Origin of the sequence: Streptomyces sp. NPDC059080, assembly GCF_042739975.1 — a bacterium.
Taxonomy (GTDB): Bacteria; Actinomycetota; Actinomycetes; order Streptomycetales; family Streptomycetaceae; genus Streptomyces; species Streptomyces benahoarensis.
In genome coordinates this window covers 23,441-38,418 of record NZ_JBHYGX010000029.1, presented here as the reverse complement: position 1 = coordinate 38,418, position 14,978 = coordinate 23,441, and the positions used below count along the sequence as shown (strand labels likewise).

Here is a 14,978-nt window from a genome sequence, read left to right as displayed (position 1 = left end):
CGGGGCGCGCGCGGGGGCGCCCCCCGCCCGCGGCGGGTGGGTGCGGGGGGGGCGCGGGCGACACCGCGGCGGGGGCGCCGGCCCGCGGGGGGGGGGGGGGGGCGCGCCCCCCGGGCGGTCCCCGGTCACCTCTCGCCCACAGCCGTGACCAGCACCGCCACGGCCACCGCCGGGCTGCGGGCCGCGCCCGCCGCCGCGCGTACCGCCCGGGCCACCTCCGACACGCGGTGACCCGGGCCGGTCGCCACCTGGACCAGCAGCCCGCCCGGTACCTCCCGCACCGGCCGGGACGTACCGCCGAGGGTGGCGGCGAGCCGCGCCACGCCGGGTACGGCGAGCGCCGCGTCGGCCACCGGGCCCGGGACACCGGCCTCCTGCGGGCTGAGCCCGATGCCCGGCCCGGGGGGCGCGGGCCGCTCCCGGCCCGGCGCTTCCGCGGTGTCCAGTACGCCGGTGACCTGGAGGTCCACGGCCGTCACCGGCAGTCCGAGCACCCGGTCGGCGGTCTCCAGCAGGGCCGTGCGCAGCTCCTCGGCGGTCCGGGGCAACGGGCGGTCCGGGGCCGCCGCGAGGTCCGCGGTGATCCGCAGCGGGCCCGGCGGCAGCGCGCTCGGCGGGGCCGGTGCGGGTGGCCGGTGCGGGTGGCCGTCCGCCGGGCCGATTCGTAGCGCGCCCAGGCGCAGGCCGGGCAGGGCGGCGGCGCGGGCCCGCAGCACCCGTGCCGCGGCCTCCTCGGTGATCCAGCAGCCGTCCGCCGGGCCGCCCAGCGGCAGCACCCGGCCGGTCCCGAGCTCCCGGCGCACCCTGTGCGCCCACTCCGTCGCGGCCACCGCGTCACCCCTGGGGTCTGTCGTCCGGCTCTCCCAGCCTGCCGCAGCCGGACCCGTACGGCAGGGCGGTGCGGCCGGGGGAGCGGGGGCGTAACTCGGGTGCCGCAGCAGACCGGGCGGGGCGGGGCGGGCGCCCCTAGCGTGGGTGTGGAGTGGTGAAAGCTTCCCCTCGGAAAGGGACGATCGGCGATGGCGGACGAACAGTGGAACCGAACCGACCTCTCAACGGGCGGGGCCTCGGAAACGAAGATCTCGGGCGGCAAACGCGGCGGGGGTGACCCCGCGACCCGCGGGCGTACCACCATCTCCGACGGCGTCGTGGAGAAGATAGCCGGGCTCGCCGCCCGGGACGTGATGGGCGTCCACGCCATGGGCAGCGGCCTGGCCCGCACCCTCGGCGCGGTCCGCGAACGGGTGCCCGGCGGCTCCCGCTCCGCGCCCGTCGCCCGCGGCGTGAAGGCCGAGGTCGGCGAGGTGCAGACCGCGCTCGACCTGGAGATCGTGGTGGAGTACGGCGTCTCCATCGCCGAGGTGGCCCGCGACGTACGGGAGAACGTGATCTCCGCCGTGGAGCGGATGACGAGCCTTGAGGTCGTCGAGGTCAACATCGCGGTCAGTGACGTCAAGCTGCCCGAGGAGGAGGACGAGGGCGAGGAGCCGGAGCCCCGGCTCCAGTAGACGGGCAGCGGCTTCGGCCGGAGCGGGCAGCGAAGGAGCGCACGATGAGCATGGCCGTGGCCGGCCTTCTGGCCGGAATGGCGCTGGGCTTCGCCGGGTACTTCGGCGGCTTCGGAGCCTTCGTCCTGGTGGCGGCGCTGGGCGCGATCGGGTTCGTCGCCGGACGGTTCCTCGACGGGGACCTGGAGGCGGGCGACTTCTTCCGGCCCCGGGCCCGCGACGACCGGCGGCGGTGAGCGTGGCGACGGCGTCGACGGCGCCCGGCGCGGCGGCCGTCGCCGAGGTGCCGCGAGGGGAGCGGGGCGCGACCCGCGTCGCGGACCGGGTGGTCGCGAAGATCGCCGCGGCGGCGGCCCGCGAGGCGCTGCGCGCCGCGGCCGACGACGCCCGCACCGGCGCCCATGCGACCGTCACCGTCCGGCGCCGGGACGGGCGGCTGCCGTTCGGCGAGGCCCATGTGCACGTCACCGTCGAGCTGGGCCACCCCACCCCGATCGGCGCGCGGTGCGGCGCGGTACGCCGTCAGGTCACCGCGCGCGTACGGGAATGGGCGGGGATGGACGTGTCCGAGGTGGCGGTCGAGGTGGAACGGCTGCACTCGCCGCTGGAACGGGACCGGGAAAGGGTGCGATGAGCGACGACGCACGCGCCGCCACCCGGCGGACGGTGACCCTGGAGAAGGACCCGGAGCCCGCGCCCGCCGCCCCCGGCCACGGCAGGGCGCGCCGGTTCTGGTCCGCCCGCCGCCTCCCGTCCGCCGTGGTGGCGCTGCTCGCGCTGGCCGGGGCGGGGCTGCTGCTCTACGACGTGGCGGCGGTGCGCGCCGGCCGGCCCGCGATGGCCTGGCGCCGACGCCTCGCCGACGAGCTGGCCACCCGCCCTCTCGACGACCCCTGGGTGCTCGGCGGCGCCGCGGCGGCGATGGCGGTCGGCGTGTGGCTGCTGGTGCTGGCGCTCACGCCGGGGCTGCGCGGGGTGCTGCCGATGCGCCGCGCCACGCCCGACGTCCGGGCCGGTCTCGACCGGGCAGCCGCCGCGCTGGTGCTGCGGGACCGGGCGATGCAGGTGTCCGGCGTGCAGTCCGTCAAGGTGACGGCCGGGCGCCGCACGGTGAAGGTGGCGGCCGTCTCGCACTTCCGGGAGCCGGACCGGGTGCGGGCGGATCTCGACGCGGTGCTCGGCGAGGGGATGCACGGGCTGGGCCTGGCCCGGCCGTTGCGGCGTTCCGTCCACGTCCGCCGCCCGAAGAAGAGGTGAGCGAGCGATGCGCAGGGTCCGGCGCGGCGTCAACCGCGTACTGCTGGGGCTGATCGGCGCGGTGCTGCTGGGCGGCGGCGCCGCGGTGCTCACGGCAGGTCTCGGGCTGCCGTCGGCGTGGCACTTCGCGCTGCCCGCCGACTGGCCCTGGTCGCGCAGCGACGGGGTGCTGCTGCCGGCGGCGGACCGTACCCGCTTCACGGACCGCGGCTGGTGGTGGCCGGCCGTCATCGCCGCGCTCGCCGCCGTGGTGCTGCTGCTCCTGTGGTGGCTGCTGGCGCAGCTCCGGCGCCGCCGGCTCGGGAAGATCCTGGTCGACAGCGGGGACGGCGAGGGCGCCTCGGTCCACGGCCGGGCGCTGGAGGACGTGGTGGCGGTGGAGGCCGGGGCGCTCGACGGGGTGGAGCGCGCGGACATGCTGCTGTGCGGCCGCCGGACCGCGCCCCAGCTCCGCGCCGTGGTGGCGCTCGCCCCGCACGCCGGCCCGGGCGCCGTGTTGCGGCGCCTGTCGGACGGGGCGGTGGCGGACGCCCGTACCTCCACGGGGCTGTCGCGGCTGCCCGCCGAGATCCGGTTGCGGGCGGTGCGGCACCGGGCGGAACGCGTGAGTTGAGGGCGGGCGGTTGTCGCGTACGGGGGAGGGGCGGGCGCGCGCCGGCGGCCCGGACGCCGCCCCGCCCCCCTCCCGTCAGAACCCCCGGCGCGCCCCGCCGTCCACCGGCACCATCACGCCGGTCAGGTACGACGCGGCGGGCGACAGCAGGAACGCCGCGGTGCGGCCGAACTCGTCGGGCTCGCCGTAGCGGCCCAGCGGGATCGTCGCGCAGTTGCGGGCGCGGTTGGCCTCGGGGTCGCCGGAGACCGCGTCGAGCTGCGTCATCCGGTCGGTGGCGATGCGCCCGGGCAGGACGCCGACGACGCGGATGCCGCGCGGCCCGACCTCGTCGGCGAGCGACTTGGCGAACCCGGCGAGCCCGGGGCGCAGCCCGTTGGAGATGGTCAGTCCGCCGATCGGCTCGTACACCGAGCCGGACAGCACGAAGCCGATGACGCCGCCCTCGCCCAGCTCGGCGGCGACCGCGCGGGCCAGCCGGACCGCGCCGAGGAAGACGGTCTCGAAGCCGTCGCGCCACTGGTCGTCGGTGAGGTCGGCGGAGGCGCCGGGCGGCGGGCCGCCGACGCTGATGAGGATGCCGTCGAGGCGCCCGAAGCGCTCGCGGGCGGTGGCGATCAGGCGTTCCGGCGTCTGCGGGTCGGCGTTGTCGGCGGCGACGCCCACGGCCCGTTCGCCCAGTTCGGCGACGGCCGCGGCGGCGCTCTCCGCGGTGCGGCCGGTCAGTACGACGCGCGCGCCGTCGGCGGTCAGCGCCCGGGCGGTGGCGAGGCCGAGGCCGCGGGTGGCGCCGGTCACCACGTAGGTACGGTCGGTGAGTCCAAGGTCCATGGAATCAGTCTGCCTCGGGCCCGCCGAAGAGGGTGAAGGCGGTTCCGACCAGGCCGATGTGGCTGAATGCCTGCGGGAAGTTGCCGAGTTGCCGTCCGTCCGCCGGGTCGTACTCCTCGGCGAGCAGACCGACGTCGTTGCGCAGCGCGAGGAGGCGGGAGAACAGGTCGCGGGCCTCGCGCCCGCGGCCCGTCAGGTGGAGCGCCTCGGCGAGCCAGAACGAGCAGGCGAGGAACGCGCCCTCGTCGCCGGGCAGTCCGTCGACCGCGCCGTCGCCGGTGGCGTAGCGGCGCACCAGTCCGTCGTGGGTGAGCGCGGCGCGGACCGCGTCGACGGTGCCGATGACGCGGGGATCGTCGCCGGGCAGGAAGCCGAGGCGGGGGATGAGCAGGGTCGCGGCGTCCAGCGCGGTGGAGCCGTAGAACTGGGTGAAGGTGGACCGCGCCGCGTCGTAGCCCTGTGCGCAGACCTCGCGGTGGATGGTGTCCCGCAGCTCCCGCCAGCGCCGCAGGTCGCCCCGGGCCCCGGGGACGGCTTCGAGGGTGCGGATCCCGCGGTCGACGGCGACCCAGGCCATGACCTTGGAGTGGACGAAGTGACGGCGCGGGCCGCGGATCTCCCACAGGCCCTCGTCCGGTTCGCGCCAGGTGGTGGCGAGGTACTCCACCAGTGCGCGCTGGATGTTCCAGGCGTGCGGCTGGGACGGCAGCCCGGCGACGCGGGCGCCGTGGAAGGCGTCCAGCACCTCGCCGTAGACGTCCAGTTGCCGCTGGTCGACGGCGGCGTTGCCGAGCCGGACGGGCGCGGAGGCGGCGAACCCGGACAGCCAGGGCAGTTCGGCCTCCGGCAGCCGCCGCTCGCCCGCGACGCCGTACATGATCTGCAGGTCCTTGGGGGCACCGGCGACCGCGCGCAGCAGCCAGTCCCGCCAGGCCGCCGCCTCGTCGAGATAGCCCGCGGCGATCAGGGAGGTGAGGGTCAACGAGGCGTCGCGCAGCCAGCAGTAGCGGTAGTCCCAGTTGCGGACGGAGCCGAGCGCCTCGGGCAGCGAGGTGGTGGGCGCGGCGACGATGCCGCCGGTGGGGGCGTACGTCAGCGCCTTGAGGGTGATCAGCGACCGCAGGACGGCGTCGCGGTGCGGTCCGGTGTAGCGGCACCGCGCCGACCAGGCGTGCCAGTCGTCGAGGGTGCAGTCGAGGGCGTCGTACGGGTCGATGATCCGCGGGCGCGGATGGTGCGAGGGGTGCCAGGTCAGGACGGAGGCGTAGCGCTCGCCAGGCGCGACGGTGAACTCCGAGCGGGTGCTGAAGTCCTTGCCGTACGTGGTGACCTGGGGTTCGGTGCGCAGCCACACGGCGTCCGGACCGGCGACGGCGGACCGGCAGCCCTCGGCGCGGCGCATCCACGGCACCACCCGGCCGTAGTCGAACCGCAGCCGCAGCACGCCGCGCATCTCGACGTGGCCGCGCAGCCCCTCGACGATGCGGACGACGTCGGGGGCGCGGTCGCGCTGCGGCATGAAGTCGGTGACCTTGACGCAGCCGTCCGGGGTGTCCCAGACGGTGTCGAGGACGAGGGAGTCGCCGCGGTAGGAGCGGGTGGCGCGGGCGTCGGGGTGGACGGGGGCCATCCGCCAGTGGCCGTTGTTCCGGTCGCCGAGGAGCGCGGCGAAGCAGGCGCCGGAGTCGAAGCGGGGCAGGCAGAGCCAGTCGATCGACCCGTCGCGGCCGACGAGGGCGGCGGTCTGCAGATCGCCGATGAGCGCGTAGTCCTCGATGCGTGGGGGCACCCAGCGGGCTTTCCCGCCGGGCGGCGCCGCTATTCGGGGGTGGCGGCCGTCCGGGCTACGGGGGCGTCCACGGGCGGGGCGTCCGCGGGCGGGGCGTCCGCGGTGTCCGCCGGGTCCGCGTCCGCTGCGTCCGGTTCCGTCGCGGTGGTGCCCGGCTCCGCCGCCGCGGCCGCCGCCAGGTCCCGGCGCTCCCGTCGGACGAGGACGACCCAGCCGACCGGCACCGCCGCGGCGAACAGCCACCACTGCACGGCGTACGCCATGTGCGGCCCGATGCTGTCGTGGTCCGGGTCCGGGACCAGCTCGGGGGTGTGGTGCGGGGTCTTCGGCGCGGTCTGTTCGATGTACCCGGCGAGCACCGGGCGGTGCAGCAGCTTCGCCTGCTGGGCGCTGTTGATGAGCATGACCTGGCGGTCGGGCAGGCCCTGCCGGTCCTTGATCCCGCTGCCCTCGGTGGTCTCGTCGGCCATCATCCGGCCGGTGACGGTGACCGTGCCGCGGGGCGCGGCGGGCACGTCCGGGAACTTGGTGAGGTCGCCCCCGGCCGCGATCCAGCCGCGGTTGACCAGCACCGTCCGGCCGTGGCCGAGGTCGAGCGGGGTGAGGACGTAGTAGCCGATGGTCGACTCGTCGGCGGCGGTGCGCTGACGGACGACGACCTCGTGGGCGGCGTCGTACGTGCCGGTGGCGGTGACCGTGCGCCACATGTCGCCGCGCGGCAGGGCGCGCCCCGGGGAGGTCAGCTCGGTGACCGGTACCGGCTTCGCTTGGAGGCTGCGGGCGATGAGCTGGTTCTGCGCCACCCGGTGCTCATGGCGATGGAGCTGCCAGAAGCCCAGCTTGACCATGGCCGGGATCAGGACGAGGCCCAGGAGGGTGAGGATCACCCATTGCCGGGACAACAGGAAGCGGTACACGGCTTCGACGGTACCTGGCGCGCGAACGCCCCCGAGCGGCGGGGCCGCCGGGGGCGGTGCAGGGTGGCGGCGGGGTTCACACCCGGTCGACGATGCCCTGCTTTCCCGCGGCGCGGGCGCAGTGGGCGCCGCAGAACCACTGCCCGGCGACCTCGACGCCCTGGCCGATGATCTGGACCCGGCAGTGTTCGCAGATGGGTGCCATGCGGTGGATGGCGCAGGAGAAGGAGTCGAAGACGTGCCGCGCCCCGTCCTGCGTCTCCACGTAGAAGGCCAGGTCGTAGTCGTTTCCGCATACCTCGCAACGAGTCATGCGCCGCATCGTGCGGACCACGGCGCGGCGGGGCAAGGCCATCGGGCCGGGTCGTCGGCGCGGCACCCGACCGGCGCAGCGACGACCGGGCCGACCGGCGGCATCACCCGGCGGCGGGCCGGACGTCCTGGAGGAGCTGCATGAAGGCCGCCTCGTCGATGACGGTGGTGCCGAACGTGTGGGCCTTGGCGGTCTTGGACGTCTGCGCGTCCGGGTCGTTGGTCACCAGCAGGCTGGTGAGGCGCGACAGGCTCGTCGCGACGTGCAGCCCGGCCTCGATCGCGCGGTCCTCCAGCAGCTCACGGTCGACGGAGGTGTCGCCGGAGAACGCCACCCGCATGCCCTGCACCAGCTTGCCCCCGCTCTCGTAGCGCCCCGGGTTGGGGTACGGGCAGGCCGGGCGCTTACGGGCGGGACGCCAGGAGGCGGAGCGGTACGACGAGGCGCCCGGATACCGCTGGGGCGCCGGGGTGTCGGACCACTCGGTGAGCGGCTGGCAGGCCAGCAGCGGCAGCCGCAGGTTCTCGCGTGCGGCGCGCCGCAGGCTCGGCCGGAACGTCTCGGCCAGCACCCGGGCGTCGTCCAGCGCGTGGTGGGCCTGCTCCTGGACCACGCCGTAGTGGGCGGCGAGGGTCTCCAGCTTGTGGTTGGCGAGCGGCAGACCCAGCTCCTTGGAGAGGGCGATGGTGCACAGTCGGCGGTTCACCGGGGCGACTGCCGTGGCGCGGGCGTACTCGCGGGCGATCATCGACCAGTCGAACATGGCGTTGTGGGCGACCAGGACGCGGCCCTCCAGCCGCCGGGACAGCTCGGGCACGATCTCCGGGAAGAGCGGCGCGTCGGCCAGCACCTCGCTGGTCAGGCCGTGGATCCACACCGGCCCGGGGTCGCGCTCCGGGTTGACGAGGGTGTACCAGCGGTCCTGGAACTCGCCCCGGGCGTCGAGCTGGTAGACGGCGGCGGAGATGATCCGGTCGTCACGGGCGAGGCCGGTGGTCTCGACGTCGACCACGGCGTACCCCTCGGGGTAGGCGTCCGGCCAGGGGACCGGCGGGGTCTGCGGGCCCGGCTGCTGCCCGATCCTCGGCGCGATCGGGTCGGCTGCTGTGTGGTCTTCGAGCATGGTTCCTGAGGATACGGGCCGCCACTGACAGCCACCGCACCGCCGTCGGCCCCGTGGCCGGACTCCGCCCGTGGGCGCTGCCGCCCGGCCAACGGCGGCCACCACAACGGAAAACGGGCGAAAATCCATCAAAGGGGAGGTTTTTTCAGCGGTTCGTCACCGGTGGCATCCCCGGGCCAGAAACTGACACCCCGTCTCACATACTTCTCGGTAACTACCTCTAGCCGCACCCCCGGCCCCGCACTTATCGTGCCGGACATGCCGCACCTTCCCGATGTCGTGCTGTGGTCCGTCCCCGCCTTCCTCCTGCTCACCGCCGTCGAGGTGGCGAGCTGCCGCCTGCGCCCCGACGAGGACGCCGCGGGCTACGAGGCCAGGGACGCGGCCACCAGCGTCGGCATGGGGCTGGGCAGTCTCGCCTTCGACGCCCTGTGGAAGATCCCGATCGTGGCGATCTACTCCGCCGTCTACGCGCTGACCCCGCTGCGGGTGCCGGTGCTGTGGTGGACGCTGCTGCCGATGCTCCTGGTGCAGGACTTCCTCTACTACTGGTCGCACCGCGGGCACCACGTCATACGCGTCCTGTGGGCGTGCCACGTCGTCCACCACTCCAGCCGGAAGTTCAACCTCACCACCGCACTGCGGCAGCCCTGGACGAGCTGGACCGTCTGGCCGTTCTACCTGCCGATGATCGTGCTCGGCGTCCACCCGGTGGCCGTCGCCTTCTGCTCCGGCGTCAGCCTCGTCTACCAGTTCTGGGTGCACACCGAGCGGATAGGCAAGCTGCCGCGGCCCGTCGAGTCCGTCCTGAACACGCCCTCCCACCACCGGGTGCACCACGCCTCGCAGGGCGGCTACCTGGACCGCAACTTCGGCGGCATCCTGATCATCTGGGACCGGATGTTCGGCTCCTTCGTCCCGGAGACCGAGCGGCCCGTCTACGGCCTCACCAAGAACATCGCCACCTACAACCCACTGCGCGTCGCCACCCACGAGTACGCCGCCCTCGCCCGCGACCTCCGCGCCGCCACTGGCTGGCGCGAACGGGCGGGCCGGATCTTCCGCGGCCCGGGCTGGCAGCCCACGGCCCCGCCCGGAGCCGTTGCCGACGCGGGCGTCCCCGGGGGTGACGTGCCGGGCTGCCGGCCCGGGGATGGCCCCGTGGCCGCGTCCACCGGAGGCGCCGCGATCACGCCCACCGGAGGCACCGCGATCGCGTCCACCGGCGGCCCGGCTCCCGGCCCGTCCATCGCCGCCGCGTCCACCGCCGCGCCCACCGTCAAGAGAGGTGCCGCGTGAACCCGACGCGCCCCCGCCCCCGCGTCGCCCGCGCGCTGCTCGCCGTGTTCACCGTGCTGGCCGCCGTCCACCTCGTCGCGCTGCTCGTCCGTACCGCCGCCGGATCCGGCAGCGGCGCGGGTGCCGTCGCCCACGCCGCGGTCCTGGCCACCAAACCGGCCCTGATGCCGGTCCTCGCCGGGTACGCCCTCACCCGGGGCGGCCCGCCGCTGATAGCCGGTGCGCTGCTCCTCGGCTGCTGCGGCGACACCCTCCTGCAGATCGGCGGCGACCTCCTCTTCCTGCTGGGCATGGCCGCGTTCGCCGCCGGACACGTCTGCTACCTCGTCCTCTTCGCCCGGCACGGCACCGCGCCCACCCGCGCCCGCACCGCCGCCGCGGCCGGGGCGTACGCCCTCGCCTGCGCGACCCTCGTCGTCCTGCTGTGGCCCGGCCTCCCGGCGGACCTGCGGGGCCCGGTCGCCGGGTACAGCCTGCTGCTGACCGCTATGGCCTTCGGCGCCCTGCGCGCCGGGGCGCTCGCCGCCGTCGGCGGGCTGCTCTTCCTGCTCTCCGACAGCCTCATCGCCACCGGGATTGCCGCCTGGCCCCAGGCGCCCGCCCCGCACTTCTGGGTCATGCTCACCTACGTGGCCGCCCAACTCGCCCTCACCCTGGGGCTGTTGCGGACCACCGGGCGTACGGTTCCGGCCACCTCCGCCGGGCCCCGTCCGGTCCGCGTCTGAACGGGCCGGTACCGAGCCGTACGGGCGGGCCGCCCGCCGCCCCGCCCGTACGAGGTCCCCGCCGTCAACGCCCCTGTGCAGCGGCCCCGATGCTCAGCGGCGGCGGTGCCCGCCCCTCCCGGGGCGCCCCCTTCCCGCCGCACTCCCGGGCGCCCCCTAAGGGCTGTGAATTTCCCCCGACAACCCCTGTCGCCGCGTCCGCACCCCCTCTACGATGCGTGATCCACATCACTTACGTTCCCTTTGCCATCGGGTCCGCCGTCGGACACCACGCGTCAGGAGAATCCGTGAGCAGCGCACCGCCCACCGGCCCCGGGCCGCAGGAACCGCCCGGCCTCGCCGGGCCCCCGGCCACCACCGCCCCGCCCGTCGGCGACGCGGACCCGGGACGCGCACCGTACCCGTACGCCGAGGTCCAGCGGAGCGCGGAATTCGGCGAACTGCGCCGCGGCCACCGCGCGTTCGCCTTCCCCCTCACGGTCGCCTTCGTCCTCTGGTACCTCGTCTACGTCCTGCTGTCGAGCTACGCGGGCGGCTTCATGGCGGTCAAGGTCGCCGGGAACGTCAACGTCGCCCTCGTCCTGGGCCTCGCGCAGTTCCTGACGACGTTCCTCATCGCCTGGTGGTACTCCCGCCACGCCGCGAGGCGCCTCGACCCGAAGGCCGAAGCCATCAAGAACCGACTGGAGGGCGACGCATGACCGCCGCGCACCCGCTCGCCCTGCCGCTCGCCGCCGGAGGCGCGGGCGAGCACCGCACCCTGATCATCAGCCTCTTCGCCCTCTTCGTCGCCGCCACCTTGGTCATCACCCTCTGGGCCGGGCGGCAGACCCGCAACGCCGAGGACTTCTACGCCGGGGGACGCCAGTTCAGCGGCTTCCAGAACGGCCTCGCCATCTCCGGCGACTACATGTCCGCCGCGTCCTTCCTCGGCATCGCCGGGGCCATCGCCCTCTCCGGCTACGACGGCTTCCTCTACTCCATCGGCTTCCTCGTCGCCTGGCTCGTCGCGCTGCTCCTGGTCGCCGAACCGCTGCGCAACTCCGGCCGTTACACCATGGGCGACGTCCTCGCCTACCGGATGCGCCAGCGCCCGGTCCGCACCGCCGCCGGGACCTCCACCATCGTCGTCTCGATCTTCTACCTGCTCGCCCAGATGGCCGGCGCCGGTGCCCTCGTCACCCTGCTCCTCGGCATCACCAGCGAGACCGGCAAGATCCTCGTCGTCGTCCTCGTCGGCCTCGTGATGGTCCTCTACGTCTCCATCGGCGGGATGAAGGGCACCACGTGGGTGCAGATGGTCAAGGCGGTCCTGCTGATCGCCGGGACGCTGCTCATCACGTTCCTCGTCATGCTGAAGTTCCACTTCAACATCTCCGCGCTGCTCGGCGCCGCCGCCGAGAACAGCGGCAAGGGCGCCGCCTTCCTCGAACCGGGTCTCAAGTACGGCGTCACCGCCACCTCGAAGATCGACTTCATCTCCCTCGGCCTCGCCCTGGTCCTCGGCACCGCCGGACTGCCGCACATCCTCATCCGCTTCTACACCGTCCCCACCGCCAAGGCCGCCCGGAAGTCGGTGAACTGGGCGATCGGCATCATCGGCGTCTTCTACCTGATGACCATCGCCCTCGGCTTCGGCGCCGCGGCGCTCATCAAGCCCGGGGAGATCACCGCCGCCAACAAGGCGGGCAACACCGCCGCCCCGCAGCTCGCCGAGGTCATCGGCGGCGGCGCCGGATCCACCGGCGGCGCGGTCCTCCTCGCCGTCATCTCCGCTGTCGCCTTCGCCACCATCCTCGCCGTCGTCGCGGGCCTCACCCTCGCCTCCTCCTCGTCCTTCGCCCACGACATCTACGTCAATGTGATCCGCAAGGGGAACGCCACGGAGAAGGAGGAGATCGGTGCGGCCCGTTGGGCGACCGTCGGCATCGGCGCCGTCGCCATCGTCCTCGGCGTCTTCGCCCGCGGCCTCAACGTCGCCGGTCTCGTCGCCCTCGCCTTCGCCGTCGCCGCCTCCGCCAACCTCCCCACCCTCCTCTACAGCCTCTTCTGGAAGCGGTTCACCACCCAGGGCGCCCTCTGGTCCATCTACGGCGGGCTCACCGCCTCCGTGCTCCTGGTCCTCTTCTCGCCCGTCGTCTCCGGCAAGGAGACCTCGATGTTCCCCGCCGCCGACTTCGCCTTCTTCCCGCTGGAGAACCCCGGCCTGATCTCCATCCCGCTGGGCTTCCTCCTCGGCTGGCTGGGCTCCCTGCTCTCCTCGGAGAAGCCGGACGCCGGCAAGTACGCCGAACTGGAGGTCCGCTCCCTGACCGGCACCGGAGCGCACTGAACCCGCCGGGGCGGCGGCGTCGTAGATCCCTACGCCGCCGCCCCGGCCTCGTGCGTCGCACGCCTGCCCGGTGTCACCCCCATCGCGTAGGCTCGAAGGAGCGACGAACACCACACGGACCGCACCCGGGGAGGGGGCCACGTGCTCATCGACACCTTCGGACGTGTCGCTACCGACCTGCGCGTTTCCGTCACGGACCGCTGCAATCTGCGGTGCACGTACTGCATGCCGGAAGAGGGCCTGCAGTGGCTCGCCAAACCCGATCTGCTCACCGACGACGAGATCGTCCGCCTCATCACCCTCGCCGTCGACCGCCTCGGCATCGACGAGGTCCGCTTCACCGGCGGCGAGCCCCTGCTGCGCCCCGGACTGACCGGCATCGTCGCCCGCGTCGCTCAGCTCGGCAATCGCCCCAGGATGTCTCTGACGACCAACGGCATCGGCCTGGAGCGCACCGCCGAAGCCCTCCGCGACGCCGGACTCGACCGCGTCAACGTCTCCCTGGACACCCTCCGCCCGGACGTCTTCCAGGCCATGACCCGCCGCAAGCGCCACGCCGACGTGCTCCGCGGTCTGGCCGCGGCCCACACCGCCGGGCTCACCCCCGTCAAGATCAACGCCGTGCTGATGCCCGGCCGCAACGACGACGAGGCCCCCGACCTCCTCGCCTGGGCCATGGAGCACGACTACGAGCTGCGGTTCATCGAGCAGATGCCGCTCGACGCCCAGCACGGCTGGCACCGCGACGGCATGATCACCGCCGGCGCCATCCTCACCTCGCTGCGCACCCGCTTCACCCTCACCCCCGAAGGCGAGGAACAGCGCGGTGCGGCGCCCGCCGAACGCTGGATCGTGGACGGCGGTCCGCACCGCGTCGGCGTCATCGCCTCCGTCACCCGCCCGTTCTGCCATGCCTGCGACCGCACCCGCCTCACCGCCGACGGTCAGATACGGACGTGCCTGTTCGCCACCGAGGAGACCGATCTGCGCGCCGCCCTGCGCTCGGGCACCCCGGACGACGAACTGGCCCGTATCTGGGAGCGCGCGATGTGGGGCAAGAAGGCCGGGTCGGGCCTCGACGATCCGTCGTTCCTCCAGCCGGACCGCCCCATGTCGGCGATCGGTGGCTGACCTCCGCGGCCGTCCGCCGGGCCGCGCGGCACGCTCAGCCGTCGCGGTCCGCGGACTCCCATTCCTCCAGCGTCACCACGTCCTTGAGGAATCCGCGGACGCCGAGGAACTGCGACAGATGCTCCCGGTGCTCCTCGCAGGCGAGCCAGGTCTTGCGGCGCTCGGGCGTGTGCAGCTTCGGGTTGTTCCAGGCCAGCACCCACACGGCGGGCGCACGGCAGCCCTTCGCGGAGCAGATGACGGCGCTGTCGCCGGAGTCCGGTACGTTCGGGGAGTTCACACTCTTCACCCTACGTTCCGCGGACTGCCCCGGCGGAGGCGCGTGCGGCGGGGGCCACCGGAGGGCGTCAACTCCCGTGCCACGGCGGCGAAGACAGGACGACGCCGGGCAGCCACGGGGGGAGCCGCCCGGCGTCGGTCCATCGCTCCGACGGGGGATGCGGAGCGCGTACGCAGTATGTCACGCGCCGGTAGCCGGGGTGCACCGGAACGGAATGATTGATCTGAGCTTTTCTTGAGCTTGCCCGCGGTGTCACGACCCTGTTCGTGACACCGTTCGTGACCCTGTTCGTGACCCCGTTCGTGGTGCCCCGCAGGTCAGTCGCTGGAGGCGTCCCGACCGGTCCCGTCCGCCGTCGGTGCCTCGTCCCCCGGATCGGCCGCCGACGCACCGTCGCCCCTGGCCGCGAGCGCCGGACGCGTCGGCGCGGCGACGAACGTCGACGGCAGCGAGGTCACGTTCTCCCGGCCCGCGTTGGCGACGACCACGGCGACGTACGGCAGCGCGAAGCCCAGCACCAGCGTGGCGATGGCGATCGGCCGCTCGACGTTCCACAGCACGATGGTGAGCACGACGGCCAGCGTCCGCACGCACATCGAGATCACATAGCGCCGCTGCCGCCCGCGCACATCCTCCGAAAGCCCCCGCCGGGCCCCCGTGATCCGGAAGGTCCCGGCGCCGCTCTGCTTCCGCATCCCGCTCCACCATCTGCTAGGCCGTGTCCGCACCGTCCCGCCCGGGCGCGCGGTCCCGTCCGGGTGTCCCGTCGTCCACCCGAGGCGTCGCGGGGTGGGCGGGATGGTGCACACGCGACCGGAGTCCCGCCGGATTCTCTCCGATTCCGGACACTGACACGGTAC

18 protein-coding genes are annotated in these 14,978 nt (G+C 74.2%); 10 read left to right on the top strand and 8 right to left on the bottom strand.

The features are described from left to right. Window positions 1-125: 125 nt before the first annotated feature. Window positions 126-830 carry a hypothetical protein gene (locus ACFWWQ_RS21495; RefSeq protein WP_384598458.1) on the bottom strand — a complete coding sequence of 235 codons (705 nt, stop codon included), beginning with the start codon at window positions 828-830 and terminating at the stop codon, window positions 126-128. Between the two features lie 189 nt (window positions 831-1,019). On the opposite strand from ACFWWQ_RS21495, the gene ACFWWQ_RS21490 reads away from it, so the two are divergent. From ACFWWQ_RS21490 to amaP, 5 genes are read left to right on the top strand one after another with little or no spacing between them, the layout of a single operon-like run. Further along, window positions 1,020-1,508, top strand: a complete 489-nt coding sequence (locus ACFWWQ_RS21490) for an Asp23/Gls24 family envelope stress response protein (RefSeq protein ID WP_384598456.1) — start codon at window positions 1,020-1,022, stop codon at window positions 1,506-1,508. 44 nt (window positions 1,509-1,552) lie between these two features. Then, complete coding sequence (locus ACFWWQ_RS21485) at window positions 1,553-1,744, top strand: hypothetical protein (protein WP_384598454.1); 192 nt, start codon at window positions 1,553-1,555, stop codon at window positions 1,742-1,744. Further along, window positions 1,741-2,142, top strand: a complete 402-nt coding sequence (locus tag ACFWWQ_RS21480) for a hypothetical protein (RefSeq protein ID WP_384598452.1) — start codon at window positions 1,741-1,743, stop codon at window positions 2,140-2,142. The genes ACFWWQ_RS21485 and ACFWWQ_RS21480 overlap by 4 nt, the downstream gene beginning before the upstream one ends. Further along, complete coding sequence (locus ACFWWQ_RS21475; RefSeq protein WP_384598450.1) at window positions 2,139-2,765, top strand: DUF6286 domain-containing protein; 627 nt, start codon at window positions 2,139-2,141, stop codon at window positions 2,763-2,765. Before ACFWWQ_RS21480 ends, ACFWWQ_RS21475 begins: the two co-directional genes overlap by 4 nt. A 7-nt stretch (window positions 2,766-2,772) precedes the next feature. Then, on the top strand, window positions 2,773-3,378 hold the full coding sequence (amaP, locus tag ACFWWQ_RS21470; RefSeq protein WP_384598448.1) for an alkaline shock response membrane anchor protein AmaP: 606 nt from the start codon (window positions 2,773-2,775) through the stop codon (window positions 3,376-3,378). A 75-nt stretch (window positions 3,379-3,453) separates the two neighbouring features. Here amaP and ACFWWQ_RS21465 read toward each other — a convergent pair whose 3' ends face one another. The 5 genes from ACFWWQ_RS21465 to ACFWWQ_RS21445 form a co-directional block, all read right to left on the bottom strand. Continuing rightward, window positions 3,454-4,209 (bottom strand): SDR family oxidoreductase, encoded by a 756-nt coding sequence (locus tag ACFWWQ_RS21465; RefSeq protein ID WP_384598446.1) that lies wholly within the window; start codon window positions 4,207-4,209, stop codon window positions 3,454-3,456. A gap of 4 nt (window positions 4,210-4,213) precedes the next feature. Next, window positions 4,214-5,998 (bottom strand): glycoside hydrolase family 15 protein, encoded by a 1,785-nt coding sequence (locus ACFWWQ_RS21460; RefSeq protein ID WP_384598444.1) that lies wholly within the window; start codon window positions 5,996-5,998, stop codon window positions 4,214-4,216. 29 nt (window positions 5,999-6,027) lie between these two features. Beyond that, window positions 6,028-6,915 (bottom strand): SURF1 family protein, encoded by an 888-nt coding sequence (locus ACFWWQ_RS21455; protein ID WP_384598442.1) that lies wholly within the window; start codon window positions 6,913-6,915, stop codon window positions 6,028-6,030. Window positions 6,916-6,991: 76 nt separating this feature from the next. Beyond that, entirely contained in the window at window positions 6,992-7,228 is a 237-nt protein-coding gene (locus ACFWWQ_RS21450) for a hypothetical protein (RefSeq protein ID WP_384598440.1), read from the bottom strand. 103 nt (window positions 7,229-7,331) lie between these two features. Further along, entirely contained in the window at window positions 7,332-8,351 is a 1,020-nt protein-coding gene (locus ACFWWQ_RS21445; RefSeq protein ID WP_384598438.1) for a DEDDh family exonuclease, read from the bottom strand. Window positions 8,352-8,609: 258 nt separating this feature from the next. Between ACFWWQ_RS21445 and ACFWWQ_RS21440 the strand changes: the two genes are divergently transcribed. The 5 genes from ACFWWQ_RS21440 (at window position 8,610) to moaA (ending at window position 13,838) form a co-directional block, all read left to right on the top strand. Then, window positions 8,610-9,650, top strand: a complete 1,041-nt coding sequence (locus ACFWWQ_RS21440; RefSeq protein WP_384598436.1) for a sterol desaturase family protein — start codon at window positions 8,610-8,612, stop codon at window positions 9,648-9,650. Further along, on the top strand, window positions 9,647-10,375 hold the full coding sequence (locus ACFWWQ_RS21435; protein WP_384598434.1) for a lysoplasmalogenase: 729 nt from the start codon (window positions 9,647-9,649) through the stop codon (window positions 10,373-10,375). The genes ACFWWQ_RS21440 and ACFWWQ_RS21435 overlap by 4 nt, the downstream gene beginning before the upstream one ends. A 287-nt stretch (window positions 10,376-10,662) precedes the next feature. Continuing rightward, entirely contained in the window at window positions 10,663-11,076 is a 414-nt protein-coding gene (locus ACFWWQ_RS21430; RefSeq protein WP_384598432.1) for a DUF485 domain-containing protein, read from the top strand. Beyond that, complete coding sequence (locus ACFWWQ_RS21425; protein WP_384598430.1) at window positions 11,073-12,707, top strand: cation acetate symporter; 1,635 nt, start codon at window positions 11,073-11,075, stop codon at window positions 12,705-12,707. Before ACFWWQ_RS21430 ends, ACFWWQ_RS21425 begins: the two co-directional genes overlap by 4 nt. A 141-nt stretch (window positions 12,708-12,848) precedes the next feature. Next, window positions 12,849-13,838 carry a GTP 3',8-cyclase MoaA gene (moaA, locus tag ACFWWQ_RS21420; protein ID WP_384598428.1) on the top strand — a complete coding sequence of 330 codons (990 nt, stop codon included), beginning with the start codon at window positions 12,849-12,851 and terminating at the stop codon, window positions 13,836-13,838. A gap of 34 nt (window positions 13,839-13,872) precedes the next feature. Here the strand turns inward: moaA and ACFWWQ_RS21415 are convergent, their stop codons facing one another. Beyond that, entirely contained in the window at window positions 13,873-14,118 is a 246-nt protein-coding gene (locus ACFWWQ_RS21415) for a hypothetical protein (protein WP_143943413.1), read from the bottom strand. A 317-nt stretch (window positions 14,119-14,435) separates the two neighbouring features. Next, window positions 14,436-14,813: a DUF3099 domain-containing protein gene (locus ACFWWQ_RS21410; protein WP_384598426.1), complete on the bottom strand. Its 378-nt coding sequence runs from the start codon at window positions 14,811-14,813 to the stop codon at window positions 14,436-14,438. Window positions 14,814-14,978 lie beyond the last annotated feature (165 nt).